The following is a 26,636-nucleotide window of genomic DNA, read 5'->3' on the forward strand; positions in this document are numbered from 1 at the left end:
GAGCGCCTGCCTTACAAGCAGGATGTCGGCAGTTCGATCCTGTCATCGTCCACCAACGTAAACGGTTATCTTCGGATGACCGTTTTTTAGTATCTAACAAGTACATATGGTTAAAAAATACATATGGTCATAATTAAATATATATAGTCATAAATAAATACAATCATAAGAAAATACGTACAATTATAAGAAAATAGAAATGGTCATGTAAATAAAGGAGTACAACTGTTATAGTTGTACTCCTTTTACTATCATGTTTTTGTTGTAATGCTTATAGAGAGACTCTGTATTTCTGTTTATCGTGGTGCGTACATGATGATATATACACCTACGAGGCAAACGAGTCCACCGATGATATCATAGGTGTCTGGTCGCAAGCCGTCTATCAGCCAGCCCCATAGAATAGAGAGGGCGATGAATACGCCGCCGTATGCTGCGTATACTTTGCCAAAGCTTGCTTCTGGTTGGAAGGTAGGAATGATACCATATAAAAATAGAATGATGGCGCCTGCGATTAAATAGAGAGGGCCTTTATCATCGCGCATGTAAAGCCATACAAGATAACCGCCACCAATCTCAGCAAGTCCTGCTAGTATAAAGAAGAGAATAGATAAGAGCATAATAACCTCACTGTATCTTACTGCATTAATTGAAATCTATTCTCTATTTTACAACTTAAAATGTAAGGGGGCAATTGTTTTGTATAGATAGGATATTTCTTATAGATAGGATCTTTGTTGGTTATAGAAAAACCCTGCATATCAAAAGATATACAGGGGTATATTGATTGTTACAATCGTGGTGGTGATTCGCTATGTACATAGTCCATAAAGGTATGCATAGTTTCTGTTTTGGAGTTATTTTTCTTGAATGCGAAGCACACTTGTAGTTTGAATGGTTTTTCTAAAGGTACAAAACCATCAGTAATGTTTAAGGAATTTAAAATTTGCCGTGCTACGATGCAACCGGATTTATTCTTTTGGCAATAGTCGATCATTGTGTAAGGGTTGGATAGACGGCTACCACGGATGTGTAGGTTTTGTTGGCCGTTGCCCACGTAGTTTTTCAATGTGCGATACATGAAGTATTTAGGCGGATACATGAGCAAAGGTTGTTGCTGAATCGCTTTCAAACTAGCGGTTTCCATGCCTTCTACTAAATTTGGAGCATAATATACGAATTCGTCCTCTCTAAGAGCGGTAGATTCGTATGCGGACATATCTTTGTTGTTTGGTAAATAGAGTAGAGCGATGTCGATACGATTTTCGCGCAAGTCGAGCATTAACTCTTCTTCTTCCATGTCATAGATGCTAACAGAGAACTCAGGATGGTTTTGGAAGAAGTGGGATACGTAACCGTTTAGACGAATATCGCCTAAACTACGGAGTACACCGATATTCAAAATCGGACGTTCTACCTTGCTGGCTAAGCGGATAGATTGAATGGCACGTTCTAATGTATCAAGAACTTGTTCTGCTTCTGGTAAGAATAATTCGCCTTCTGGCGTTAAACGGCTACCTCTTGTAGAACGGGATATTAATTTCACGCCAACTAAACGCTCTAATTTTTTCATTTGAGCGCTAAAAGCTGATTGTGTGATATTCATAGATTGTGCTGCTAATGTAAAGCTTCCTGTTTTATTATAAGTGATAAAACTTTGTAGCTCTTGCATTGTAGGTAACTCTTTCATGTTATTCCCCCAATTTTGTTATAAGAATCCAATGATAACTATTACCTTACTTATTAATATTGTAGCATACTATAATTGTTTTTTCATCTAAATCTATAAAATATGATGAAGCATGCACAATCGATATAGCGAGCGGTATTATCATAAAAAAGTGTAATTAAAAATTGTGATTATGCACTTATTTCAATAACTTTCACAATTATCATTAATTGACATAAGTAAATGAAAATGATATTATACATGGGTACCATTATGTGTCGGTACAAGTTTATATTAATCTTATGAGGTGATAATCACATGGCAACGAGAAGAGAGGCTCGATTCAAACTTTGTCGTCGCTTTGGTGTGAACGTATTCGGTCACGCAAAAGCCTTGAATCGCGTCAAAAAAGACCAACGTCAGAAGAAAATGTCTGAGTATGGCACACAATTATTAGAAAAACAAAAAGTTAAAGCTTACTACAACTTGCTAGAACGCCAGTTCGTACGCTATTATGATAAAGCGAAAAAAATGCAAGGTATTACAGGTGAAAACATGTTAATCCTTTTGGAACAACGTCTTGATAACCTTGTATATCGCATCGGTTTCGGTAACTCCATTCGTCAAGCTCGTCAAATGGTAAACCATGGCCACATCTTGGTAAACGGTCGTCGCGTAGACATTCCATCCTACTCCTGCAAACCAGGCGATGTAATCGAATTGCGCGAAGCATCTCGTGACAACGAAATGTTTAAAACTAACTTCCAAGAACTTCGTTCTTTCGAACTTCCTTACATTGAAAAAGACTTGGAAGGCTTCAAAGGCACTTTAACTCGTCTTCCTCAACGTGAAGAACTTCCTATCGAAGTTAACGAAACACTTATCGTCGAATTGTACAACAAATAATTTGGCGCAAAAATCCGCAGTGCAACGCACTGCGGATTTTTTATATATTATGTGTGTATTATTTATAAAAGGGTAAGTCAAATAATTATCATAAAATCTATCTTTCTTGGTTTAATCGAGTATAGCCTATTATAATTACTGTACTTATAATTATTCCCAGTCCACATATAAAAAATATATAATGTAGTGGTAATACATTTGCTAAGTTTGTAAATATAGTTATTGATAATATTGATCCAATTGAGAAGCCTGTACTTACAGAACCGCTAGCTAATGTTAATTCTTCCTGTGAAAAAATAGATTGTATATATGCATGAACTAAAACAACGGCTGTAAATAATAATATTTCAGATATACTATATAGAATATATAGTTGTTCTATTGTTTTTATATAGCCTATAAAAAAAATACTTCCTCCGTATAGTATAAAAAGAGGGAACAAAATCTTTTTAAAACTCGTTGCTAAATTAATGGTAAAATATTTAGCAAGAATTCCAAAAATAATGAATGATGCCAATCTAGAGATTGTTTGCGTATATCCATACTGACTATCAGTTAAATGTAAGATGTCTTTAATAAATATTAATAGTAGAATCGGTATACACATATAAAATATTCTGGCTAATATACCCAAATAAACTATAAAATTAATTTTTTTATTTAGAAACAATAACTTATATCCTTTTAATAAAAGTTGAATGCGATCATATATGCTTTCTCTAATGGTTTTTTTGGAGATAGTTGAGTGTGACTGTATTCTTACATTTTTATTTAAACGATAAAGTAGGTAGGCTGAAATAATATAAGTAATTGCATCAATAACGAATACTAGCGTTAAAGAGTAATTAATTATAACGCTAAATAATAAGGAACCACTTATCAAAGCCAAACGATTAATAGACCGAAGCAGTGCATTGAATTTGACTAAATCATTTGTAATATTAGGTACAAAAGAAAGTCTAGCGATTCCTAAAATTTTATTATTAAAACCTATAAGAAAAGCTATGATATATACTAGATATAGGTTATCTATGAAAACAAAAATTAATAATATTAAACTTGAAACTATTTCAGGAACTACCATAGACCACATTAAGCCTTTTTCTTTTACTAGTATCCCTAAAAATGGGCCTAATAACATTCCAACTAATAATGTCGCTATTGTAACTGCCCCTGTATTAAAGGGACTGTGGGTGGTATTGAATATATATGTTATAAAGCCTAATGTTGTTGCTGTGCTTCCCATTGTTGAAAAGAATAGGGCACTATTTAAGAGAAATGAGTTTTTGTTTTCTAGATTCATACTATCATCTCCTAGGTTATAGAAGTATAGATATAATATGTATTGTTTTACAGAATCTAAGTTAAGTTTTTATCAATTTTTGATATTATATATTCATAATTCTATATAAATATATAAATTTCCTGCACAATATAAAGTAATATGTAATATAAGTAGGTTTCTGCTAATGAAAGATAATAAAGGGGACTATTCATTTTTATTATTTAGAGGAGATTAATGGATTATATACGTGTTGAGTTAGAAGAAAAATACATTGCAGATGTTGAGCCTCGGGAAGAGTGTATAGCTTTTAGTGTATATATTAAAAGTGGCGACTTTTCCGGTCGAGGCACATTTGTTTATACTGTAAATGAATTTAGAGAGTTAATCAGTCAACTCAAATTAATATATATTACATTAGATGGAGATGTTCGTATTGCTTATGATGATTCGGATGATTATGTCCATATTATATGTAAATCATACGGACATATAAAGGTAGAAGCTCAATTAGGCGGCAGTTGGCGTGATAATTGGGTTAAACTTCTTCTTAATACTGATCAGACCGTATTGAATGACGTAATACAGCAGTGTAATTCTATACTAAAAAAATAATTTGATGACAGCATATTACTACTAAATTTTAATTGACACAAACCCATAAAATCTGTATACTATTTTGAGTAAGCTTTAGTCGTGTTTCCATTAGCCCCGGAAGCAAAGGACAAGCTGATTTTGGTAGAATTATGACGTTATTAGGAGGATATGCAGCATGAAAACTACATTTATGGCCAATCCGAACACAATCGAACGGAAATGGTATGTTGTTGACGCTGAAGGTAAAACTTTAGGACGCCTTGCTGCCGAAGTTGCAAAAGTTCTTCGGGGCAAAAATAAACCAACTTTCACACCACACGTAGACACTGGTGACCATGTGATCGTTGTAAACGCAGAAAAAATTCGCGTAACTGGTAAAAAATTAGAGCAAAAGGAATACTTCCGTCATTCTGGTTATCCAGGTGGTGCTCGTTTCACTAAATTGTCCATGATGCTTGAAAAACAACCTGAACGTGTTGTTGAAATGGCAGTTCGTGGTATGCTTCCAAAAAACAAATTGGGTGCACAACAATACCGTAAATTAAACGTATACGCTGGTCCTGAGCATCCACATGCAGCTCAAAAACCAGAAGTTTTAGAAATTTCCGTACGATAATCTAGAGGGAGGAACATATAATGGCAGTAGCACAATATTACGGCACTGGTCGTAGAAAATCTTCCGTTGCTAGAGTTCGTCTGGTACCGGGCACAGGTAAAATCACTGTTAACAAACGTGAACTTAATGATTATTTCGGTCGCCAAACTTTGGAATTGATCGTAAAACAACCTTTGAATTTGACTAACACAGTTGAACAATATGATGTTATCGCAACTGTAGCTGGTGGCGGTCCTTCCGGTCAAGCTGGTGCAATTCGTCACGGTATCTCCCGTGCGTTATTGGACGTAGATGGCGAACTTCGTCAATCTTTGAAAAAAGCAGGCTTCTTGACTCGTGACCCACGTATGAAAGAACGTAAAAAATACGGTCTTAAAAAAGCCCGCAAAGCAAGCCAATTCTCCAAACGTTAATATTTGGAAAACAGGGTATTACATCTGCAGACAATGTCTGCAGGTGTTTTTGCATTATAGACTGCTTATAGCTTAGTCTTATTTTTAGTTTTGGGCTTATAGGATAACAGTATTGTTTTGAATTTATAAGGTTATGTAATTCTGTCATTTACAGGGACATTTAATTCTCCTATAATAGAGGTATAATAATCGAATTTTTTCGAAAATAGATTTTTATATAGGAGAAATCATATGATTTATAATACAATTCAATACGTAGTGGACAACGGTATTGGTACGTTGACATTTAATCGTCCTACTGTGGCGAATGGTTTTAACATCGAGATGTGCAAGGAGATCCTTGAGGTTTTAGATAAAGCACACAACGATGAAAGTGTCCGTGCATTGCTTATCAATGCAGAAGGTAAGGTATTCTCTGCTGGTGGCGATTTAACAGAAATGGAACGCGCTGTAAACGAAGGCGATACAGAGTCTTTATTTGAAATCGTTGAGTTAGTAGCTCAGATTTCTATGGCTATGAAACGTTTGCCTAAGCCTGTTATCATGAGCCTTCAAGGTGCTGCGGCTGGTGCGGCTTTTAATATGGCATTGGCTGCCGATTTTGTTGTAGCTGCTAATAACGTACGCTTTATTCAAGCTTTCGTAAACGTAGGTCTTGCTCCTGATGCAGGCGGTTTATTCTTGTTGACTCGATCCATTGGCATGAACCGTGCTATGCATATTGTTATGACTGGCGAAGCTGTTTCTGCTGAAAAAGGTAAGGACTGGGGCTTCGTGTATAAGGTGTGCGAACCAGAGGATTTAGAAACTGCTACAAGACGTCTTGTTGAAAAATTAGCTAAAGGTCCGGCACAATCTTACCGCGTTATGAAAGAAATGATGTGGAACAGTTTCCTCTCTGGCTGGGAAGAGTACAAGAAGTTTGAAGTAGAAAATCAATGTTCTTTAGGACTTTCCGAAGACTTTAAAGAAGGCGTAAGAGCTTTCACAGAACGTCGTCGTCCTAAATTTGGTCAAAAATAATAATTATTCTCTTGTAATTCTATGAAATATCATGTAATTTATAAGCAGGTACTAATATAATTCGAACCGATGTGGCTCCCTATATTGAGTTACATCGGTTTTTGCTTTCATTACGATGCAAAAGTGTATATAATAGTACTATTATAATAGTTTTAGGAGGTCATTATTACATGGCTCAAGATACAATTAAATGTTATGACAGCTCTAGTGAGGTAGTCCAAGCATTAGCCGAGGATTTCATTGCTTTCACCAATGAAGAAATCAGCCGTACGGAAAACTGCATTGTGGGGATTACAGGTGGTACTGTTGTAAATGGTTTGTTAGAATTACTTAACTCTCCTGAATATATTGAGCGTCTCAATTGGGAACGCATATTCTTCTTGTGGACTGATGAACGTTTTCTACCACAAGCACATGAGGATAATTACTTTAATCGCGTAAAACCTCATTTGCTATGCAAGGCAAAGGGGGCTGCCCATTTCTTACCTATCAATACGGATTCTAAAACCGTTGTGGAAGCGGCTGAAGAATATGAGAAAGAGGTTCACAATGTTCTCAAGGCGTGTAAGAAATCTGGTTTAGATTTAGCATTGCTTGATCTAGGCGAGGATGGCCATACAGCCGGATTATTTGCTGGATCTCACGCGCTTCGTGTGGCTGATCAAGATGTAGTGGCCGTAGAGGATGGCAAGGTATGGGAACGCATTTCTATGACATTCTCGTTCCTAGCTAAATCCGATGCTATTTGGTTCACTGTAACTGGTGAAAGTAAGCGTACTGCATTGACAAAGGTTTTGTACCAACGTGAGGACTACGAGGATTTAACTTGGGAAAAACGCATTGGTCGTACATTGCCTGGTGCTGTACTTTCACAAGAAGCCATAACCTGGTATGTGGACAAGTCGGCCTATAATGATGTACACTAGAAGATGTAAGTTTTAGTAAATATAAAGGAGATACATATGGGATCTATAGGAACACCTGAATTAATAGTTATATTAGTGATCGCTTTAGTTATCTTCGGTCCTGGTAAATTGCCTGAAGTCGGCAAAGCTATTGGCAAGGGCATCAATGAATTCAAAGATGCTATTTCCGGCCCTAAGAAAGCTGTTGATGAAACGAAAGAAGCCGTTAAAAAGGCAACTACGATTGATGTCACTGCAGGGGCTAAAAACGACGACAAACATAAAAAAGCTAACGATTAATAGGAGGTATCACTATGTGCAAAGATTGTGGTTGCGGTGAAGATAATGGCGTTGTAACAAAGGTATTTACTGTACCTGGTATGATGTGCAACAACTGTAAGGAAACTGTAGAAGGGGCATCTCTTGCGCTACCAGGCGTATTGAGCTCAGAAGTAAATTTAGACGATAAAACAGTAACAATTTCTTTTGATCCTACTAAATCTGCTGTAGAAGTTATTACAACAGCTATCGAAAAGACTGGTTTTGAAGTAACTGGCGTTGCAGATGGTGTTCAAAAACATAGTCATGGTTTACTAGGAACATTGAAACGTTTCTTCAAATAATCGAACCTTTGGTGCTGTATTGAAACATAGTTTCGATGCAGCACTTTTTTGTATGAAGAGGTAATATATGATACGCAAGTTTGATGCTAAAAATTTCAAGTGGGATGGCGTCGACACCTTGGTATATAAACAAGATGGTAGTCCTTTTAAAGATGTAACACGTCAAGTGCTATACGATGGTGCTTATGATATTCCATGCCAATTCCGTTATTTTGAATGTTTGCCAGGTGGCTATTCCACATTAGAATATCATGAACATACGCATATGGTTATGATATTTCGCGGTAAAGGTCAAGTTTTATTAGGCGACGAAATTCATGATGTAGAGTCTGGTGATTTTATTGAGATTCCAGGCAAGACAATTCATCAGTTTCGTGCTAATAAAGGGGACTATATTGGTTTCTTATGCTTGGTAAATCAAGAGCGGGATAAGGTTAAATTATTATCTCCAGAAGAAATGGAAACATTACAGGCAAACCCTAAGATCAAAGAATTCTTAGAAAGTTGCTAATATATATGGCGGTTATGTGTGATGACCGCCATATCGTTTTATAATTAACTGTAACTGTAACTGTAACTGTAATAGTAATAGTAATAGTTGAGGTGTGTAGTTTGTTAGGAGGTTCTATGAATACCTTTACACGTGCGGCCCTTACCGTTTTGGTGGGCTTAGTAATATGGTTCTTGCCTCATACGGAGGCAATCAAGCCTGAAGGGTGGCAGTTATTAGCTATCTTTACGGCTACAATTGTAGGCTTTATTTTGCGCCCTTGGCCAACGGGCATTATGGCACTCTTTGGTATTGTTGCAGCAGTAGCGACAAATTCTATTACTATGGTGCAAGCATTAGGTGGTTATGCAGAGGCGAATGTGTGGCTTATTGTAGCGGCTGTATTCTTTTCTAGAGGTATTATTAATTCTGGTCTTGGTAAGCGCATTGCCTATACTTTGATTCGTTCTTTCGGCACAAGCTCTTTAAAACTAGCCTATGCATTAGCTTGTACGGATTTGATTATCTCTCCTGCGACACCATCTAATACGGCGCGTGGGGGCGGTATCGTATTCCCCATCGTGCAAAATATTTCTTTAGCTTTTGACTCTGAACCATATGGTAAGACCGCTCGTCGCATTGGGGCGTACTTGATGACGACGGCTCACACTATTAATACCATTACTGTAACAATCTTCTTGACTGCATGTAGTGGTAACTTGCTCATTACATCTTTAGGGGCAAAATTATTTGGTTATGATATTTCTTGGTGGGAATGGTTCCAAGCGGGCGTGATTCCTGGTGTGATTTGTATGATTTTGATGCCTTGGTTCATCTATAAAATCTATCCACCAGAAATTAAAGAAACCCCACAAGCTGCGGCGATGGCTCAAAAAGAGTTAGATGCCCTTGGGCCTATTACAAAAGTAGAAATTTCTGTAGCTATTATCTTTGTCCTTTGTATTTTACTTTGGGCAACTGCGATTTGGACTAAGCTTCATCCAACGGTAGTTGCCTTGATGGGTGTTCTTGCGTGTGTAGTAACGGGCTCTCTTACGTGGGATGATATCTTAGGTGAACGCACTGGTTGGGATATCCTCATTTGGATGGGCACTCTAGTTGGCATGGCAGGCTTACTAGGTAAACTCGGTGTAGTAGCTGTCTTTGCAAACTATGTTAGCCAGCATCTTGTTGGTATCGACTGGTTCTGGGCATCCTTTATTATCTCAGCAATCTTTGTATACTCGCAATACTTCTTCGCTAGTGGTACGGCGCGTATTACAGCATTGTTCTCCGCTTTTGCAGCGATTCTCGTTGCCATGGGAGCACCAGTTCCGTTTACTATCTTGCTCTTTGGCTTGATGAACAGCCCTGGTTGTACATTAACTCACTATAGCTCTGGTGTAACGCCAATCTTCTTTGGTGCTGGTTATGTGCCTCAAGGTACATGGTGGCGCGTAGGCCTTGCCATTTCTGTGGTGAGCTTCCTCATTCACTTCTGGGGCGGCACATTTGGTATGTGGCTATTTGGTATCTTATAATATGAGAAATCCCTCACTATGATATGTACCCTTTTTACTGGTTGTCCAGTTAAGAGGGGGCATATCACAATGGTGGGGATTTTTTAGTGATATATGTACATTTTTATACCTAACTAGGTTTGCTATAGTTTTTTTATATGGTGAACTTCATAAAAAAACTATAGTAAATCTATAGAATTTATAGCGAATTATCTTGCGCGTCATATTATAACGTGTTATTATTATTCCGTGATTAATATTACAGATTATTTTAGGAGGAAACATGTTAGGTTTAGTCATTAGCTTATTGATTATTGCGCTAGTCGTGATTATTAATGACATTCGAATTATGAACAACAACTTAACACGTTTTTGTCTTAGAAGTTCCGCGAATGGGTTAATATACAATCAATAAGATTTTGGCTATATGGTTTGTTTCTTATGTGTATATTTTCCAAGGGGTACATAGGTCTATTTATGTATATAGGGATTCTGTAAACAAAAGGAATATCATTTGTAAACTTTTAAGACGATTCATAGGAATCGTCTTTTTTTATGCGTTATGAAAGCCGTCCAAGTGGATGCTTTCAAAAGTGAGGAGATTAACATGAGTTGTAGAAGTGACAATTTAAAAACAGGCGTAGCACGTGCACCACACAGATCTTTATTAAAAGCACTCGGTTTCGTAGACGAAGAATTAGGTAGACCGGTCATTGGTATTGCCAATTCCTTCAATGAAATCATTCCTGGTCATGTGGGCTTGAAAAATATTGTACAAGCCGTAAAAGACGGTATCCGCAACGCAGGTGGTGTGCCAATTGAGTTCAATACAATCGGTATTTGCGATGGCCTTGCAATGAACCATATCGGCATGAAATACTCCTTGGTTACACGCAATATCATTGCTGACTCCATTGAGGCAACGGCTATGGCAACACCATTTGATGCGATGGTATTCATTCCAAACTGCGACAAAGTAGTACCAGGTATGTTGATTGCGGCGGCTCGCCTTAATATTCCGTCTGTATTTGTATCTGGCGGTGCCATGCTCGCTGGTGTACATAAAGGCAAAAAAATTGGTTTGTCCGACGTGTTCGAAGCAGTAGGTAAACACCAAACCGGCGAAATGGGCGACGAAGAATTGGCAAGCATTGAAAATAATGCATGTCCTACATGTGGCTCTTGCTCTGGTATGTACACAGCTAATACAATGAACTGCTTAACAGAGGCTCTTGGTATGGGCCTTCCTGGTAACGGTACTATCCCTGCTGTATACTCTGAACGTTTACGTCTTGCTAAATTAGCAGGTATGCAAGCAGTAGAGGTATTAAAAGCAAACCTTCGTCCAAAAGATATTATGACTCGCGAAGCTTTTGAAAATGCAGTAGCACTCGATATGGCTTTGGGTGGTTCTTCTAATACAGCACTTCACTTGCCAGCTATTGCTCATGAAGCAGGTGTGCCTTTGTCCTTAGACGATTTCGATCGCATTGCTCAAACAACACCACAATTATCTAAATTGTCACCATCTGGTAAATACTTCATCGAAGACTTGTATGCAGCAGGTGGCGTATCTGCAGTATTAAAACGGTTAGCAGAAAATGGTCGTCTCCATACAGACTGCCAAACAGTAGCCCTTAAAACACAAGGTGAAATTGCTGAGGCTGCTTATGTAGCTGATGAAGACGTAATTCATCCTTGGGATAATCCAGTTCACGAAACTGGTGGTATTGCCGTACTTAAAGGGAACCTTGCTGAAGATGGTTCCGTTGTAAAAGCTGGTGCTGTAGATGCCGATATGCTCGTTCACTCTGGTCCCGCTAAAGTATTCAACAGCGAAGAAGAAGCAGTAGAAGCTATTACAGGCGGTAAAATTGTAAAAGGTGACGTTGTAGTTATTCGCTACGAAGGTCCTAAAGGTGGTCCTGGCATGCGTGAAATGTTAACACCAACATCCATGATCGCAGGTATGGGCCTAGATAAAGACGTAGCCTTGTTGACTGACGGTCGTTTCTCTGGTGCTACTCGTGGTGCATCCATTGGTCACGTATCTCCAGAAGCGGCTGCAGGTGGCACAATCGCCGTTGTAGAAGATGGTGATATCATCAACATCGACATTCCTAACGGCAAATTGGAATTGGCTGTATCCGATGAGGAAATCGCTCGTCGTAAAGCCGCATTGAAACCATTCAAATCCAATGTAACTGGTTACCTTAAAAAATACGCTCTTCACGTATCCTCTGCAGCACAAGGTGCTATCGAAGTATTTGAAGACTAATAATAGACTTTCATTAATACTGACTAGAGGAGATGGTGCAGATGCATAAGTTATATGATTTTATGGAGGCTCGTGAGCGACTCAACACAATCACGGTGAAAACAAAATTACTTCATAGTGATGTGTTCTCTGACGAGTGTGGTAATGATGTATATATCAAGCCAGAAAACTTACAAATAACAGGCTCCTTCAAGGTCCGCGGAGCTTATAATAAGATTGCAAAATTGACGGAAGAGGAAAAGGCGCGCGGTGTTATCGCCGCATCTGCTGGCAACCACGCACAAGGTGTGGCCCTTGCCGCAAAACGCCTCGGCATCAAAGCTACAATCGTCATGCCAAAACATACACCTCTCATCAAGGTGAATGCAACGAAACAATATGGAGCAGAGGTCGTACTACATGGTGAGATTTATGATGAGGCTTGCCAAAAGGCGATGGAGCTCCAACAAGAACACGGCTATGTCTTTGTTCATCCTTTTGATGACGAAGATGTTATCGAAGGGCAAGGTACAATTGCTCTTGAAGTTCTTGATGAATTGCCTGATGCGGATATCTTGCTCGTTCCTGTTGGGGGCGGCGGTATCGTGTCTGGTATTGCAGCAGCAGCTAAATTAAAAAATCCTAGTATCAAGATTATCGGTGTAGAACCAGAAGGCGCAGCTAGTGCTCTCGCAGCATTAAAGGCTGACCATCCAGTACCACTTGGTGAAGTGGCAACGATTGCGGATGGTACGGCAGTCCGTCAAATTGGGGAAACTACATTAGAGTATATTAAGAAATATGTAGATGAAATTATTACTGTTTCTGACTATGAATTGATGGAAGCGTTCTTGTTACTCGTAGAAAAACATAAGTTAGTAGCAGAAAACTCTGGTATTTTACCATTGGCGGGTCTAAAAAAATTAGACTGCCAAGGCAAAAAGGTAGTGGCAATTGTTAGTGGTGGTAATATCGACGTACTTACTATTTCCTCTATGATTAATAAAGGTCTCGTTTTGCGTGGGCGTATCTTTACTTTCTCTGTTAACCTTCCTGATAAACCAGGCCAGTTAGTGGCTGTATCTCAAATGCTTGCAGATGCCGATGCAAACGTAATTAAACTCGATCACAATCAGTTTAAAAATCTTGACCGCTTCCACGAAGTAGAATTACAAGTTACTGTAGAAACAAACGGTGAAGAACACATTCAACACATTATTGATACTTTCAAAAATAATGGTTACATTATTAAACGTTTAAATTCCAGCGAAATCTTGTCTGAATAGCTGGTTGAAAGGGTTCCTATGAGCGCAGAAACAATCAATGGGGCACGCATTGTCCTTGAAACATTACATCGCCTAGGTGTAACTGACATGTTTGGTTATCCAGGTGGCGCGGTAATTCCAATTTATGATGAAATTTATAGCTTCCCTGAAATTAAACATTATTTTGTTCGTCATGAACAAGGTGCGGCACATGCAGCGGATGGTTATGCACGCGTATCTGGTAAAGTAGGTGTATGTCTTGCTACGTCTGGCCCTGGCGCGACAAATCTTGTAACAGGTATTATGACTGCGTACATGGATTCTGTACCAATGATAGCCATTACTGGTCAGGTAGGTCGTCCTTTCATTGGTAAGGATTCCTTCCAAGAGGCGGATATTCAAGGTATTACAATGCCCATAACAAAGCATAACTATCTTGTACAAGATATTCATGATTTGCCTCGCATCATTAAAGAAGCGTACTTCATTGCAGGTACAGGCCGTCCAGGTCCAGTACTTATCGATATTCCAAAGGATATTCAAACAGAAAAAATATCCTTCGCAGAATACAATAAATTGTACGATACACCTATTCACCTTGAAGGGTATGATCCAACATATAAAGGCCATCAAGGTCAAATTAAGAAAGCGGCTACGCTTATTAAAAATGCGAAACGTCCACTTATTATTGCCGGTGCTGGTGTATTGAAATCTGGTGCTATGGATGAGTTAAAGGAATTAGCAGAAAAGGCTCAAATTCCAGTAACTAATACATTGGTAGGTTTAGGTGGCTTCCCAGGTAACCATGAGTTAGCTCTTGGTTTGGTAGGTATGCATGGATCTGTAGCGGCTAATAACTGCACAGAAGAAGCAGATTTAGTTATTGCTGCAGGTATTCGTTTCCACGACCGTATTACAGGTCATCCAGATTTCTTCTGTAAAAAAGCTAAAATTATTCATATTGATATTGATCCCGCAGAAATTGATAAGAATGTCACTATTAACGTACCAATCGTAGGTGATTTAAAGAGAGTTTTAACCGAACTCAATGCACTTGTGGAGCCTACAACTCATGAAGCGTGGATTGCACAAATTCGTGAATGGCAAGCAGAATATCCTATGGTAATTCCTGAATCCCAAGATGGTGTATTACATCCGCAATATGTATTATCTGAGCTTAACAAGATTGCTAAAGAGGATGCGGTTATCGTAACTGACGTAGGTCAACACCAAATGTGGGCAGCTCAATTCTTAACACACAAAAAACCTCATACCATTGTTACATCCGGTGGTGCTGGTACAATGGGGTATGGTTTACCGGCAGCTATTGGTGCTCAAGTAGGTGCCCCTAATAAACAAGTTATTCTTGTCGTAGGTGATGGTGGTTTCCAAATGACCTTCGAAGAGTTGATGATGGTTCGCCAATACAATTTGCCAATTAAAATTGTAATCATCAACAATGGTTACCTTGGCATGGTTCGTCAATGGCAACAAATCTTTAATAATCGCCGCTACTCCTATGTAGATTTGGAAGTGAGTCCAGATTTCTTGAAATTGGCTGATGCCTTTGATTTGAAAGCGGCTCGTCTAGATAATGTAGAAACTTTCAATAAAGATTTCAAATCTTACATTACATCTGATGAAAGCATCGTCTTGGATTGTCGCGTTGAGCGTGAAGACAATGTATTGCCAATGATTCCAGCAGGCGGCACTGTAAGCGGCATGATGGGTAAGAAAGGGGTGCTATAATGGCTAAAGAACATCAAGTCTTAGTAATTGCAAAAAATACAGCAGGCATTGGTGCACGTATTTTGGCACTCTTTAACCGTCGTGGTTTTAATGTTACAAAAATGACATCTGGCATTACTAATAAGCCAGGTTATGCGCGTATTACCCTCACCGTTGAGGCCGATGATCGTATCTTGGATCAAATTCAAAAACAAATTTATAAGCTCATCGATGTTGTAAAAGTTAAAGTTTTTGAAGATCATGATGTAGTATGTCGTGAATTGATGCTTATCAAGGTAAAAGCGTCTGCTACAACACGCTCTCAAATAGTACAAATTGCCGATGTATATCGCGGCAATGTACTTGATATTTCTCCAACGTCCATGATTATTGAAGTCATCGGTAGCGTTGAAAAGTTGCGCGGCTTCATCCAAATTATGGAAACCTATGGTATCCTTGAAATCGCAAAAACTGGTATTACAGCGATGAGTCGTGGAGAAAAAATGTAGGAGATGATAGAGTGGGGAATGAATTGCTCCATTATGAAAATGTCTGCTTTCGTCGCGATGGCAGACATATCCTAGACAATGTAAATTGGCATATAGAGGAAGGTGAACATTGGGCCCTTTTAGGTCTCAATGGAGCTGGTAAATCGACGCTTCTCAGCATGATACCAGCCTACCAAATTCCAACAACGGGCACCTTGCGTGTCTTTGGTCATGAATTTGGGAAATACGCATGGCCTAAAATCAAATCGAGATTAGGCTTTGTCAGCTCTACTCTGGCACAGTTTCAGTCTACCTTGGATAAGCAAGTGGTAGAGGATGTCATCATTTCTGGTGCTTTCAGTAGTATCGGTATATACCAAGAGGTGGCATCAGAGGTGCGTGAGCGAGGTATGCAATTATTAGCTGAGTTTGGGTTAAGCCACTTAGAAGGCCATCGTTTCCATACTTTGTCTGCTGGGGAACAGCGACGTGTATTATTGGCACGTTCCATCATGGCAAATCCAGATTTACTGATTTTGGATGAACCTTGCTCTGGATTAGACTTGCCGGCGCGAGAACAATTCTTGCGTACAGTAGCTAACTTGGTTGAGGAGCAACAGACACCGATTATCTATGTGTCACATCAAATTGAAGAGATACTACCAGCGATTACACATGTAGCCATCTTGCGAGAGGGAAAGATGATACATGCGGGGCCTAAACACTCTGTATTAACAGATGAAAATCTGTCTGATGTGTTTGGTATTCCCGTACAAGTTGTATGGAAAGATGATCGCCCGTGGGTGATTGTTCGGTAGTTATCAAATTTCTTTATCAGAGGCTTAAAACTTAGCTTACTGATACTAAATTAATGTACGCCACATCTTGCAAAAATTTGTTAGATTGTGTACAGTATATAGTAGTCAATATTCTATTGAATATATTTTGGAGGTTGTCTAGTATGGCAGGTAAAATTTTAGGTACTACAGTTTATTATGATGAAGATTGTAATTTAAGCAAATTGGAAGGCAAAAAAATTACAGTTTTAGGTTACGGTTCCCAAGGTCATGCTCATGCATTGAACTTGAAAGAAAACGGCTTTGACGTAACTATCGGTCTTCGTGCTGGTTCCAAAAGCTGGGCAGTAGCAGAAGAAGCAGGTCTTCCTGTAAAAGAAACTGCAGAAGCAGTTAAAGGCGCTGATATCGTTATGGTATTGATTCCAGACGAATTACAAGCAGACGTATATGCACAAGATATCGCTCCTAACTTGAAACAAGGTGCATACTTAGCATTCGCTCACGGCTTCAACATTCACTTCGGTAAAATCGTTCCTCGTGAAGATATCAATGTATTCATGGTAGCTCCTAAAGGCCCTGGTCATTTAGTACGTCGTACATACCAAGAAGGTTCTGGTGTTCCTTGCTTGTACGCTGTAGAAAAAGACCCATCTGGTGACACTGAAGAAGTAGCATTGGCTTGGACTTCTGGTATCGGTGGTGGCCGTGCAGGTATCTTGGAAACTAACTTCAAATCCGAAACTGAAACTGACTTGTTCGGTGAACAAGCTGTATTGTGCGGTGGTTTGACTGCATTGATTCAAACTGGTTTCGAAGTATTAACAGAAGCTGGTTATGAACCTGTAAACGCTTATTTCGAATGCTTGCATGAAATGAAATTGATCGTAGACCTTATCTACGAAGGCGGTTTCCAAAAAATGCGTAACTCCATTTCTAACACAGCAGAATATGGTGACTACTATGCAGGCCCTCGCGTAATTACTCCAGAAACTAAAGAAGCTATGAAACAAATCTTGGCTGATATTCAATCTGGTAAATTCGCTGATGAATTCTTGGCTGATTCCAAAAATGGTCAAAAATTCCTTAAAGAACATCGTGAAGCAGCAGCTGTTCATCCAATCGAACCAGTTGGTGCAGAACTTCGTAACTTGATGAGCTGGTTGAAATAAGAGCTTTATCTAGGTAATCTCTTATAAAGACACATATCAATTAAAAAGCGATCCCCTAGGGGGTCGCTTTTTTCTTTTTATAAGATATTTCTTGGTATTATACATTGCTATATCGAAAATATTGGCATAAGGTATGGTATAATAAAAAGTAATCTATGAAGGGAGAACGATATGGATTTTTACACATTGGCCTATGTTGAAAGTCAGGCTGTAGGGAGCCAAACATGGAGCTTTATCGTTTTTGTAGCTATTCTGTTAGCACTGCTCGTTTTGGGCGTACAAGTTCTGCGAAATGGCTTTACGAGTCGTTATCGTGATTTAATGATTATCTTGTCTTTAATAGTGGTATTTTTCCTAGGACTTGAGTACCAAGAGTATAATCGAATGAAAACATATTCTGAAGACTCTTCTCGTATGGCTCAATTTTTACATTCTTTTAGTGCTGATCGTTCTGTACCAAGTGAGCAATTAGCGGTTAACTCCTTAAAAATTCGCAATGGTATGATTTTGAAAGTAAATGATGCGTATTATGAAGTTCAATTTAACCCAGAGTTTTCAACCTATACGATTACCCGTGTATACAAGGTGAGCCCTACAGATCGAATCTATGATAAAGCGGACGTATTACCATAAGGAGGACCATATATGACAGAATCTATGGCCGTCTATGGGATGGTCTTTGCCAAACTCGCCATCGGTCTCTTGGCGATTATCTTACAAATCAACTTAATGGGGAAGGGCAATTTAGCGCCAACCTCCGCTTTAGACCAATTACAAAACTATGTACTTGGTGGTATTATCGGTGCCATCATTTATAATGACCAAATTGGTATTTTACAGTTTATGTTAGTCCTTATTTTGTGGACTATACTCGTAATGACTCTTAAATTCTTAAAAGGAAATCTTCGTTTCTTTAAAACAATTCTGGATGGACATCCAGTCATTGTAATTGAAAAGGGTCATATTCTAACTGATGAATGTATGCGTTATGGCATCCAAGCAGCGGAGCTTAAGTTAAAGCTTCGTACAGCAGGTGTTCAATATGTAACCGATGTTAAACGTGCTGTACTAGAACAAAATGGTCAACTCAGTATAGTTCAATTTGGGGAAGATAATATTCGGTTTGATCTCATTGATGATGGTCAAATTAATCAATTTACTCTTGATGTAATTGAAAAAGATAGAGAGTGGCTTGAACAAGAGGTACAAGCTCAAGGATATTCTATTAATGATGTATATATTGCGGAATATAATGGGGGCAAAGTTGTTATTTATCCATATGAACGTAAAAAACGTTCTAAATAGTAGATAGAGAAAGGAAACTAGTGAATCGTAAAGATTTAATTGATCGATTACAAGCATTATATAAAGACGAAGATAGCCGGGTAACGGTCAACCCTCATGCAGGGCAAAAGGTAGCTATCGTCTATCCTAATACATATTTTGTAGGCATGAGTAATTTAGGCTTACATATTATTTATGAGGAAATTAATTTACGTAATGATAGTGTATGTGAACGGATTTTCTTGCCTGAAAAAAAAGAATTGGAGGCGTACGATAAGACTAAGACACCGTTGATGAGTGTGGAAACACAGCGGCCTATGCATCAGTTTGATGTGGTGGCCTTTGACGTAACCTTTGAAATGGATTACTTCCATATTCCTCTTATGTTGCGCCATGGACGGGTACCTATTATGGGAAAAGACCGCACAGAGTTTGATCCTATCGTCATTGCTGGTGGGCCTTGTGCTACCTTTAATCCAGAGCCCTTTGCAGAGTTTATCGATGCTTTCATCATCGGTGAAGGGGAAGGTATCATCAGTCGAGTGCTCGATATCATTCGAGATGGCAAAATGGAAGGCTTAGAGCGGCACGCTATTTTGCGCCAATTAGCAGATGTATCGGGCGTATACGTACCGTCCTTGTACGTGCCGATTTACAGTGAAGATGGTGAATTTAAAGGCTACCATATTGCAGAAGGTGTACCAAAAACGATTAAACGTCATTTTGAAATGCTCACTAGTGGCGGTGAAACCGTAGTGGCTACAAACTATACCGAGTTTGGCGCCATGTACATCATCGAGGTGGCTCGTGGTTGTGGACGTCATTGTCGATTCTGTATGGCTGGCTATTGCTTCCGTGTACCTCGCGTACGACCGTTGGAACTATTAAAAGAAGGCGTAGATCGAGCAGAGAAATTAGGGAAAAAGGTAGGTCTTATGGGGGCTGCTATTTCTGATTATCCAGAGGTAGACGAACTGGTTAACTATATTCGCTCTAAAGATATGCGTTATTCCTGTGCATCTTTACGGGCTGACTCCTTAACGCAAGCCGTAGTAGATGGCTTGGCGGATAGTGGTCAAAAGACGATTACCATTGCTCCCGAAACAGGTAGTGAACGGTTACGCCGCGTCATCAATAAGGGTATTAGTGAAGAACACTTACAAAATGCTGCTACCTTATCTGCAAAGTCTGGAATCCAACACATGCGCCTCTATATTATGATTGGGTTACCTACGGAAACTGATGAGGATATCGAAGCTATCGTAGGTCTTGCAGAACGTACGCAGGCCCATATGGCAGAGGTGGGATGTAAAGGTCGTTTAACCCTTAGCATTAATCCATTTATTCCGAAGCCTTTTACACCATTCCAATGGATGGCTATGGATAATCAAAAGACAGTAGAGAAAAAGTTAAAATATATTAAAAAAGCATTGCAAAAGAACCGTCGTATAGAAGTTCTCGTAGAGTCACCTAAAGAGGCGTATATTCAAGGCGTTCTCGCTCGTGGTGACCGCCGTTTAGGCACTGTTATTGCAGCATGCGCAGCCAATCGTGGTAGTAAGTCTTTCAAGGCTGAAATGAAGGTGGCAGGCCTAGATATGGATGAAATGAACTATCGGGAACGAAGCTTTGATGAATTCTTGCCGTGGAGCCACTTAGATATGGGCATGGACGAAGGATATCTTGAAATGGAATGGAAGCGCTCCGTCGATGAAGCGTATACACCGCCCTGTGTACAAGGTTGTAAACGTTGTGGTGTTTGTAAATAGGAGGTACTCATGAACGAATCTGTAAAACGTATAGATGTACAAGGACCTCATGGTACTTGGTCCTATGAAGCGCCAAACTGGGCGGATCAATTTCCTATCGTCATGGGTGATACCTATCGTCATGGCGGCGTATCGAAGACACCTTATGAATCGTTAAACTTAGCCTTTCACGTAGGTGATGAACCGGAGCATGTTCGGGAGAACCGTGCTATCGTGGCTGAACATTTAGGCGTTGATCCGAAGCGTATTTCCTGTGGCAATCAAGTACATGGTCTTAAGGCTGTAGAAATTACGGAGAATCTCGTTGGTGCTGGTGCCCTAGGGGAGGATACTGCTATTGCGGACTGTGATGCGGTATTCACAAGATTGCCCAGTGTGCCATTATTCTTATTCACTGCTGATTGCGTAGGCGTTGGTATTTACGATGCTAAACATCATGCAATCGCTACAGTGCATGCAGGATGGCGCGGAGCTATTGGGCATTTGCCAGTGCTTACTATTGAGGCTATGCAAGAAACTTACGGCACAGAGTTCAAAGATTGTTATGTATATCTTGGGCCTAGTATTGGGCCAGATTCCTTCGAAGTCGATGTAGAGCTAGGAAAACGCTTTGAATTAGCTTGGCGAGATATGACAGAGAGAAACGTGGCCGATGTGGTTAACTATCCTAGTGATAAATTAGATAAGGCATATATTAACTTATGGAACTTTATCACCGAAGGACTTATAGTTAATGGTGTACCTAAAGGAAACATTGCTATTGGTGGTACCGATAGTGTAACTGAAAGCGACTGCTATTCCTATCGCCGCGAAGCAGGAACAACAGGCCGTATGGCGCTCTTTGGGATGTTACAAGAGCGCTAATCATTAGCTTTTACAATAATTAGAATAAATCACATGATTTTTAGCATATCCATGCAAGGAATTATGGTGTTTATAAGCTCTAAATCATGTACATTCAAGGCTAAATACTATATAATAGAATAGTCTATACAAATATATTTAATGATTACTATATATAGATTGAAGGGGGCATTCACGTGATTGAAGAATCCCTACACGCAATACAGCAGCGCATGGCAGATGCTATGGCGCGCGTTGGTCGCGTAGATACAGCATTGTTAGTGGCGGTTACAAAGAACCACCCTGTGTCAGCTGTAGAGGAGGCGGCTAGTCTCGGTGTGACTCATGTAGGGGAAAATCGAGTACAAGAGGCCAAGGAAAAACAGCTCACCTATAAGGGGCCACAGTTAACATGGCACTTGATTGGTCATTTACAGGTCAACAAGGTGCGTCAAGCGGTGCCTATGTTTGATTTAATTCATTCTGTAGACAGCCGTAAATTATTAGATGAAATCGAAAAGGTCGCTACAAAGCATGACAAGGTGCAAGATGTATTATTGCAAGTCAATGTAGCTCGCGAAGCCTCCAAAACGGGCATGTCCGTAGAGGAATTTCCAGAGATTCGAGACTATGCAAAGACATTGCCTCATGTACGTGTACGGGGCTTGATGTGCATGGCGCCATTTTTCGACGATCCAGAGGAAGCACGTCCAATCTTCCGGGTAGCAAACGCCTTGTATGAGGATATGAAAGGCTACTTTGAAGAGGGGCAGATTCAATATTTATCTATGGGGATGACTCACGACTTTGAAGTCGCTTTAGAAGAAGGGGCTAACATCGTTCGTGTAGGCACAGCAATTTTTGGGGAACGTGTGTATGATTAAGGCCCGGGTTGCCTGATAATCGATAGCGTTAAGTATTAGGAGGAAATCCAAATGGCATTGGGAGATTATTTAGAAAAAGCAAAAAACTTATTCTTAGGCAAAAATAATGATGACTATGAATATGATGATTATGACTATGAAGATGAAGAGGAATATGAAGCGGAACCTACACCAGTAGCTCCAGCCGCTCCAGTATCCGGCGCATCTGAATTTCATCCACGCAAGGTAGGAGGCCAATCTACGATGACACAACGTCCAACAGCTATGAAAGTAGTTGTAATTGAACCAAAAGTATTTGAAGATTCTGAAAATATTACACATCAATTGCGCGACATGCGTCCTGTATTGATTAACTTTGAAAATACAGATCCTCATGAAGCAGCTCGTATTGTGGACTTCGTATCTGGTGCGACTTTTGCATTGGATGGCAAATTGGAAAAAGTAGGTAAAGACATTTTCATGTGCGTACCTGTAAACATTTCCATTGATTATTCTGATAATGACAGCAACAAAACTGAGCAAAACGAATACGCTTGGGACAATAAATAATCTCTCTATAAATGGTGGTGACAACGATGTTAGGTAAAACCTTATGTATTGGCGTTGGCTCAATGGGTGGCGCTCTATTGCGCGGTGCATTACAGCATGGCGTGTTGAAGGCAAGTGATACACACATTCTAGTGCGTCGCAAAGAACAATGTAAAGCTCTTACTGAGGAGCTCGGTGTAGTAGGTTTTACTACCATGCCTAATGTAAACGAGTACAATACCATTTTGTTGGCCGTAAAGCCACAAGTGTTACCATCTGTATTAGAGACGTTAAAAGAAGTACCTTATGGGACTGTTATGATTTCCGTTGCAGCAGGTATCACCTTAGATACTCTTGATGCAATGATTCCGCAAGCTAACTGGTTTAGAGCTATGCCAAATACACCGGCTTCTATTGGTGCAGGCATGACAGCTCTTGCTGGGGATGATGTAAATACTGACTTAGGCCGCGCTGTACAAGCCTTGTTTGAGGCTGTCGGTGAGGTAGCCGTAGTGAGTGAAGCCGATTTAGACCGCTTAGGCGCTCTATCTGGTGCGGGCCCTGGCTATATGTTCGTCATCCTCGATGCCTTAGCTGATGCAGGCGTTCGCATTGGATTGCCTCGTCACTTGGCGATCAAGGCAGCGGCTCAAACGATGTACGGTGCGGGTAAGATGGCTCTTGAAAGTGGCAATCATCCAGCAGTTCTACGTGATCAAGTAACAAGTCCAGGTGGCACGACCATTGCCGGTATTGGTGCCATGGAAAAAGGTGGACTTCGCAGTGCTCTCCAAGACGGCGTAGTAACATGTCTTGCTCGGTCGAATGAATTGGGGAAATAATTTTGGCAGATACTAGTAAATTAATTCGATATTTTGAAGCCAGTGGTAGCGGTGAGGAAGCTCGTCGCATGCTTGACTTGGCTGAGCAGGTTGTAAAAGGTCGCCCTTATCGCGTGGCGGACTTTACGAGCCCTGCAGGTCTTGTCATTGCGGACGCAATCAAGGCTAACTACCCACAGCTTATGGTTAAGACAGACGGTGGCTATGAAGGGGCGGAACGCATCCGCATCGCCTTTGTAGACAGCGACTTTAACGGTACTGTGGACATGGGCATTCGCGCCCTTAAGGTAAATTGGGACCCTCGGTTCCGATTGCTTACCCATCGCGATGTGCTTGGCTCCTTGATGGGCCTTGGCATTGATCGCTCCAAATTTGGGGACGTTATCGTTCAACAAGGGGGCGCTCAAATTTTGGTGGATGAAAGCGTAGCAGACTTTGTGATTCAAAACTTTACAAAAATCGCTATGGTTTCGATATCTGTTGAGGCTATTGAGCTATCAGATATTGCACCAAAAGAAGAAAAAATTAAAGAAGTCCGCACTACAGTTGCTTCTTTGCGCTTAGATGCGGTGGCAAGTTCTGGTTTTAGCGTGTCTCGTACTAAATTGGTAAGCGCTATTAATGCCGGATTATTGCAAGTAAACTGGCAACCCGCTAAAGGTGCATCTCAAGAAGTTAAAGAAGGGGATGTTATCTCTATGCGTGGTCGTGGCCGAATGAAGGTAGAAGCCATTACAGGTACATCTCGTAAGGGGCGTATCGGCGTATATCTGAAACGATTCATGTAGGCAATTGAAAATCGGCTTGACCATCAAGCCGATTTTTTTATATATAGTAGGACAGCCATGGTATCCATAACATTTCAACCTACAACTGAAGATACAATCCTATTCGTAGGCGGCGGGGAGGTCGCAGAGCGACGAATGCAGCTTTTTATAGATGAGCCATGCAACATTGTCGTCATCGCTCCAACTGTAACAGATAGGATTTGCCAATGGGCAAAGGACAATCGTATCACTTGGTATAATCGTACTTTCACAAAGGACGATGAACACCATATTATAACGAGCAGTTTGTTCTTTATTTGCACAGATAATGGTGCATTAAACGATACGTTATATGAGATGGGGAAAAAACATCGCGTCTGGAGTAATCGCAGTGATAACCCTAGGTCGTGCAGATTTACTGTACCTTCGTCTCTTGAACTAGGCGATCTTCATATTGCTATTAGCGCTAATAACGTAGGGCCCCGTATCAATCGCCTCGTAAGGCAAGATATGATGAATCGTTATGGTCAGTTGCAAAAGGCTATGCCTAGACTTAAAATATTTAGAGAAGAAGTAAAGTTACTACTTCCTACTCCAGAGGCTCGACAGAAATTCTGGCGAGATCATCTGACCGTAGAAACTTTTGAGGCCATTCTCAAGGGAGAGTGGATGACTATAGAGGAGAAACTTGACCATGAAATTAGTGGTATTAGGCCTAAATCATAGAAGTGCCGCTGTAGAGGTGCGTGAACGTTTCTCGTTTGATAAGGACGAGGTAGCTTCAGCACTGAACCGCCTCTATGAATTCGACTGTGTAGCTGAATGCGTTATTTTGTCTACATGTAATAGAACCGAAATTTACGCGGCCTTAGAAGGTGTAGAGTTCCCTAAAGAATATATGTTGGCAGTGTTAAAGGATTTAAAAGGTGCTGACCACATTGATGAAGATGCATTCTTCTTCTACGAAGAACGGGATTGCATTGAACATCTATTCCGCGTGTCTGCGAGCCTTGATTCCCTTGTGTTGGGGGAAGGTCAAATCTTGAGCCAATTAAAAGGGGCTTATATTCAGGCTTATAGCGCAGGCTGTACGGGCACAATTTTTAATATTTTATTCCAACGTGCTATTGGCGTTGGTAAAAAGGTACGTACGAATACGGGCATTGCTAATACGCCTGTATCTGTTAGTTACACTGCTGTTAACCTAGCTGAGGACAGCTTAGATAAGCCATTATCTGAAGCCACTGTACTCATCTTAGGGGCCGGCACTATGAGTGAGTTGACTGCAACACACTTACAAGCCAAGGGCGTAAAAACGATTTTCGTATCCAATAGAACCTTTGCAAAAGCAGAAGTATTGGCTGAACGCTTTAACGGTAAGGCCGTTAAGCTGGATAACTTTGTGGACTACGCTAAAGATGCGGATATCCTCATCACATCTACAGGGGCGCCACATTATATTATTACGGAGCGAGAAGCAAAGAAAATCGCCTCTCTTCGCAAAGGTGAACCAATCGTTATGATTGATATTGCGGTACCGCGCGACATCGATCCTGCAGTAGCAGATATGGATGGTATTTACCTCTTTAATATTGACTCTCTTGAAAGTGTAGTAGAAGAAAATAAGGCGCAGCGCGAAGAGGAGGCTCATCGTGCAGAACCTATCATTCACGACGCCATTGAAGAGTTATTAGACAAATTGAGCTATTTAACGGTGCGTCCAATGATGGCGCTACTCACAGAAAAAGCGGAACGCATTCGCCGTCGTGAGTTACATCGCGCTTTGGCTAAATTGCCAGACATCTCCGATAAGGAGCGCCGCATTATGGACTCTATGAGTCGCATGATCATTCGCAAAATGTTGCGTGAACCGATGATTCACTTCAACGAAATCGCTGGTACAGAGGAAGAAGGTTTGTACTGGGATTTATTCAAAGATATGTTTAATCTTGAGAAAGAAGGCTAAGG

General features: G+C 40.2%; 29 protein-coding genes. 26 read left to right on the top strand and 3 right to left on the bottom strand.

Annotation, left to right across the window (positions count from 1 at the left end; translation table 11 throughout):
• Positions 1-296: 296 nt before the first annotated feature.
• Positions 297-620 carry a YnfA family protein gene (locus RWZ05_RS04835; RefSeq protein ID WP_314642663.1) on the bottom strand — a complete coding sequence of 108 codons (324 nt, stop codon included), beginning with the start codon at positions 618-620 and terminating at the stop codon, positions 297-299.
• 170 nt (positions 621-790) lie between these two features.
• A complete protein-coding gene (locus tag RWZ05_RS04840; RefSeq protein ID WP_314642664.1) occupies positions 791-1,690 on the bottom strand; it encodes a LysR family transcriptional regulator in 900 nt (299 codons plus the stop codon).
• Positions 1,691-1,987: 297 nt separating this feature from the next.
• Here RWZ05_RS04840 and rpsD point away from each other — a divergent pair, with 297 nt between their 5' ends.
• On the top strand, positions 1,988-2,575 hold the full coding sequence (gene rpsD / locus RWZ05_RS04845) for a 30S ribosomal protein S4 (RefSeq protein ID WP_314642666.1): 588 nt from the start codon (positions 1,988-1,990) through the stop codon (positions 2,573-2,575).
• Positions 2,576-2,672: 97 nt separating this feature from the next.
• On the opposite strand, the gene RWZ05_RS04850 is transcribed toward rpsD, so the two are convergent.
• Positions 2,673-3,878: an MFS transporter gene (locus RWZ05_RS04850; protein ID WP_314642667.1), complete on the bottom strand. Its 1,206-nt coding sequence runs from the start codon at positions 3,876-3,878 to the stop codon at positions 2,673-2,675.
• A 216-nt stretch (positions 3,879-4,094) separates the two neighbouring features.
• On the opposite strand from RWZ05_RS04850, the gene RWZ05_RS04855 reads away from it, so the two are divergent.
• The 25 genes from RWZ05_RS04855 (at position 4,095) to hemA (ending at position 26,634) form a co-directional block, all read left to right on the top strand.
• Complete coding sequence (locus tag RWZ05_RS04855; RefSeq protein ID WP_314642668.1) at positions 4,095-4,472, top strand: hypothetical protein; 378 nt, start codon at positions 4,095-4,097, stop codon at positions 4,470-4,472.
• Positions 4,473-4,629: 157 nt separating this feature from the next.
• Positions 4,630-5,070, top strand: a complete 441-nt coding sequence (gene rplM / locus RWZ05_RS04860) for a 50S ribosomal protein L13 (protein ID WP_095066394.1) — start codon at positions 4,630-4,632, stop codon at positions 5,068-5,070.
• Positions 5,071-5,090: 20 nt separating this feature from the next.
• Positions 5,091-5,483, top strand: a complete 393-nt coding sequence (gene rpsI, locus RWZ05_RS04865; protein WP_004695188.1) for a 30S ribosomal protein S9 — start codon at positions 5,091-5,093, stop codon at positions 5,481-5,483.
• A 231-nt stretch (positions 5,484-5,714) separates the two neighbouring features.
• Positions 5,715-6,506 carry an enoyl-CoA hydratase gene (locus tag RWZ05_RS04870; RefSeq protein WP_314642669.1) on the top strand — a complete coding sequence of 264 codons (792 nt, stop codon included), beginning with the start codon at positions 5,715-5,717 and terminating at the stop codon, positions 6,504-6,506.
• A gap of 170 nt (positions 6,507-6,676) precedes the next feature.
• On the top strand, positions 6,677-7,432 hold the full coding sequence (gene pgl, locus RWZ05_RS04875) for a 6-phosphogluconolactonase (RefSeq protein WP_314642670.1): 756 nt from the start codon (positions 6,677-6,679) through the stop codon (positions 7,430-7,432).
• 36 nt (positions 7,433-7,468) lie between these two features.
• Complete coding sequence (locus tag RWZ05_RS04880) at positions 7,469-7,711, top strand: twin-arginine translocase TatA/TatE family subunit (protein WP_314642671.1); 243 nt, start codon at positions 7,469-7,471, stop codon at positions 7,709-7,711.
• Positions 7,712-7,725: 14 nt separating this feature from the next.
• Entirely contained in the window at positions 7,726-8,034 is a 309-nt protein-coding gene (locus RWZ05_RS04885; RefSeq protein WP_314642672.1) for a heavy metal-associated domain-containing protein, read from the top strand.
• A 67-nt stretch (positions 8,035-8,101) separates the two neighbouring features.
• Entirely contained in the window at positions 8,102-8,545 is a 444-nt protein-coding gene (locus RWZ05_RS04890; protein WP_314642673.1) for a cupin domain-containing protein, read from the top strand.
• 116 nt (positions 8,546-8,661) lie between these two features.
• Positions 8,662-10,065 (top strand): DASS family sodium-coupled anion symporter, encoded by a 1,404-nt coding sequence (locus RWZ05_RS04895; protein ID WP_314642675.1) that lies wholly within the window; start codon positions 8,662-8,664, stop codon positions 10,063-10,065.
• A gap of 586 nt (positions 10,066-10,651) precedes the next feature.
• Positions 10,652-12,322: a dihydroxy-acid dehydratase gene (ilvD, locus tag RWZ05_RS04900; protein ID WP_314642677.1), complete on the top strand. Its 1,671-nt coding sequence runs from the start codon at positions 10,652-10,654 to the stop codon at positions 12,320-12,322.
• Between the two features lie 41 nt (positions 12,323-12,363).
• On the top strand, positions 12,364-13,587 hold the full coding sequence (gene ilvA / locus RWZ05_RS04905) for a threonine ammonia-lyase (protein WP_314642678.1): 1,224 nt from the start codon (positions 12,364-12,366) through the stop codon (positions 13,585-13,587).
• Between the two features lie 18 nt (positions 13,588-13,605).
• The gene (gene ilvB / locus RWZ05_RS04910; protein WP_314642679.1) at positions 13,606-15,315 is read left to right on the top strand and encodes a biosynthetic-type acetolactate synthase large subunit; all 1,710 of its coding nucleotides are present in this window, start codon (positions 13,606-13,608) and stop codon (positions 15,313-15,315) included.
• Complete coding sequence (ilvN, locus tag RWZ05_RS04915) at positions 15,315-15,803, top strand: acetolactate synthase small subunit (RefSeq protein ID WP_314642680.1); 489 nt, start codon at positions 15,315-15,317, stop codon at positions 15,801-15,803. The genes ilvB and ilvN overlap by 1 nt, the downstream gene beginning before the upstream one ends.
• Before the next feature lie 11 nt (positions 15,804-15,814).
• Entirely contained in the window at positions 15,815-16,600 is a 786-nt protein-coding gene (locus RWZ05_RS04920; RefSeq protein WP_314642682.1) for an ABC transporter ATP-binding protein, read from the top strand.
• Positions 16,601-16,743: 143 nt separating this feature from the next.
• Positions 16,744-17,751 (top strand): ketol-acid reductoisomerase, encoded by a 1,008-nt coding sequence (ilvC, locus tag RWZ05_RS04925; RefSeq protein ID WP_314642683.1) that lies wholly within the window; start codon positions 16,744-16,746, stop codon positions 17,749-17,751.
• 171 nt (positions 17,752-17,922) lie between these two features.
• Complete coding sequence (locus RWZ05_RS04930) at positions 17,923-18,384, top strand: DUF3290 family protein (protein ID WP_314642685.1); 462 nt, start codon at positions 17,923-17,925, stop codon at positions 18,382-18,384.
• A 12-nt stretch (positions 18,385-18,396) separates the two neighbouring features.
• Complete coding sequence (locus RWZ05_RS04935; protein WP_314642686.1) at positions 18,397-19,056, top strand: DUF421 domain-containing protein; 660 nt, start codon at positions 18,397-18,399, stop codon at positions 19,054-19,056.
• Between the two features lie 20 nt (positions 19,057-19,076).
• The gene (locus RWZ05_RS04940; protein ID WP_399554317.1) at positions 19,077-20,804 is read left to right on the top strand and encodes a radical SAM protein; all 1,728 of its coding nucleotides are present in this window, start codon (positions 19,077-19,079) and stop codon (positions 20,802-20,804) included.
• A gap of 9 nt (positions 20,805-20,813) precedes the next feature.
• Positions 20,814-21,668, top strand: a complete 855-nt coding sequence (locus RWZ05_RS04945; protein ID WP_314642687.1) for a polyphenol oxidase family protein — start codon at positions 20,814-20,816, stop codon at positions 21,666-21,668.
• 176 nt (positions 21,669-21,844) lie between these two features.
• On the top strand, positions 21,845-22,531 hold the full coding sequence (locus RWZ05_RS04950) for a YggS family pyridoxal phosphate-dependent enzyme (protein ID WP_227283220.1): 687 nt from the start codon (positions 21,845-21,847) through the stop codon (positions 22,529-22,531).
• Between the two features lie 51 nt (positions 22,532-22,582).
• Positions 22,583-23,080, top strand: a complete 498-nt coding sequence (locus tag RWZ05_RS04955) for a cell division protein SepF (RefSeq protein WP_314642688.1) — start codon at positions 22,583-22,585, stop codon at positions 23,078-23,080.
• 26 nt (positions 23,081-23,106) lie between these two features.
• A complete protein-coding gene (gene proC, locus RWZ05_RS04960; protein WP_314642689.1) occupies positions 23,107-23,901 on the top strand; it encodes a pyrroline-5-carboxylate reductase in 795 nt (264 codons plus the stop codon).
• Between the two features lie 2 nt (positions 23,902-23,903).
• Positions 23,904-24,689, top strand: coding sequence for a YlmH/Sll1252 family protein (locus RWZ05_RS04965; RefSeq protein ID WP_314642690.1), 786 nt, complete (start codon positions 23,904-23,906; stop codon positions 24,687-24,689).
• A gap of 57 nt (positions 24,690-24,746) precedes the next feature.
• The gene (locus RWZ05_RS04970) at positions 24,747-25,394 is read left to right on the top strand and encodes a bifunctional precorrin-2 dehydrogenase/sirohydrochlorin ferrochelatase (RefSeq protein ID WP_314642691.1); all 648 of its coding nucleotides are present in this window, start codon (positions 24,747-24,749) and stop codon (positions 25,392-25,394) included.
• Positions 25,363-26,634, top strand: coding sequence for a glutamyl-tRNA reductase (gene hemA / locus RWZ05_RS04975; protein WP_314642692.1), 1,272 nt, complete (start codon positions 25,363-25,365; stop codon positions 26,632-26,634). The genes RWZ05_RS04970 and hemA overlap by 32 nt, the downstream gene beginning before the upstream one ends.
• Positions 26,635-26,636 lie beyond the last annotated feature (2 nt).

Origin of the sequence: uncultured Veillonella sp., assembly GCF_963543145.1 — a bacterium.
GTDB lineage: Bacteria > Bacillota > Negativicutes > Veillonellales > Veillonellaceae > Veillonella.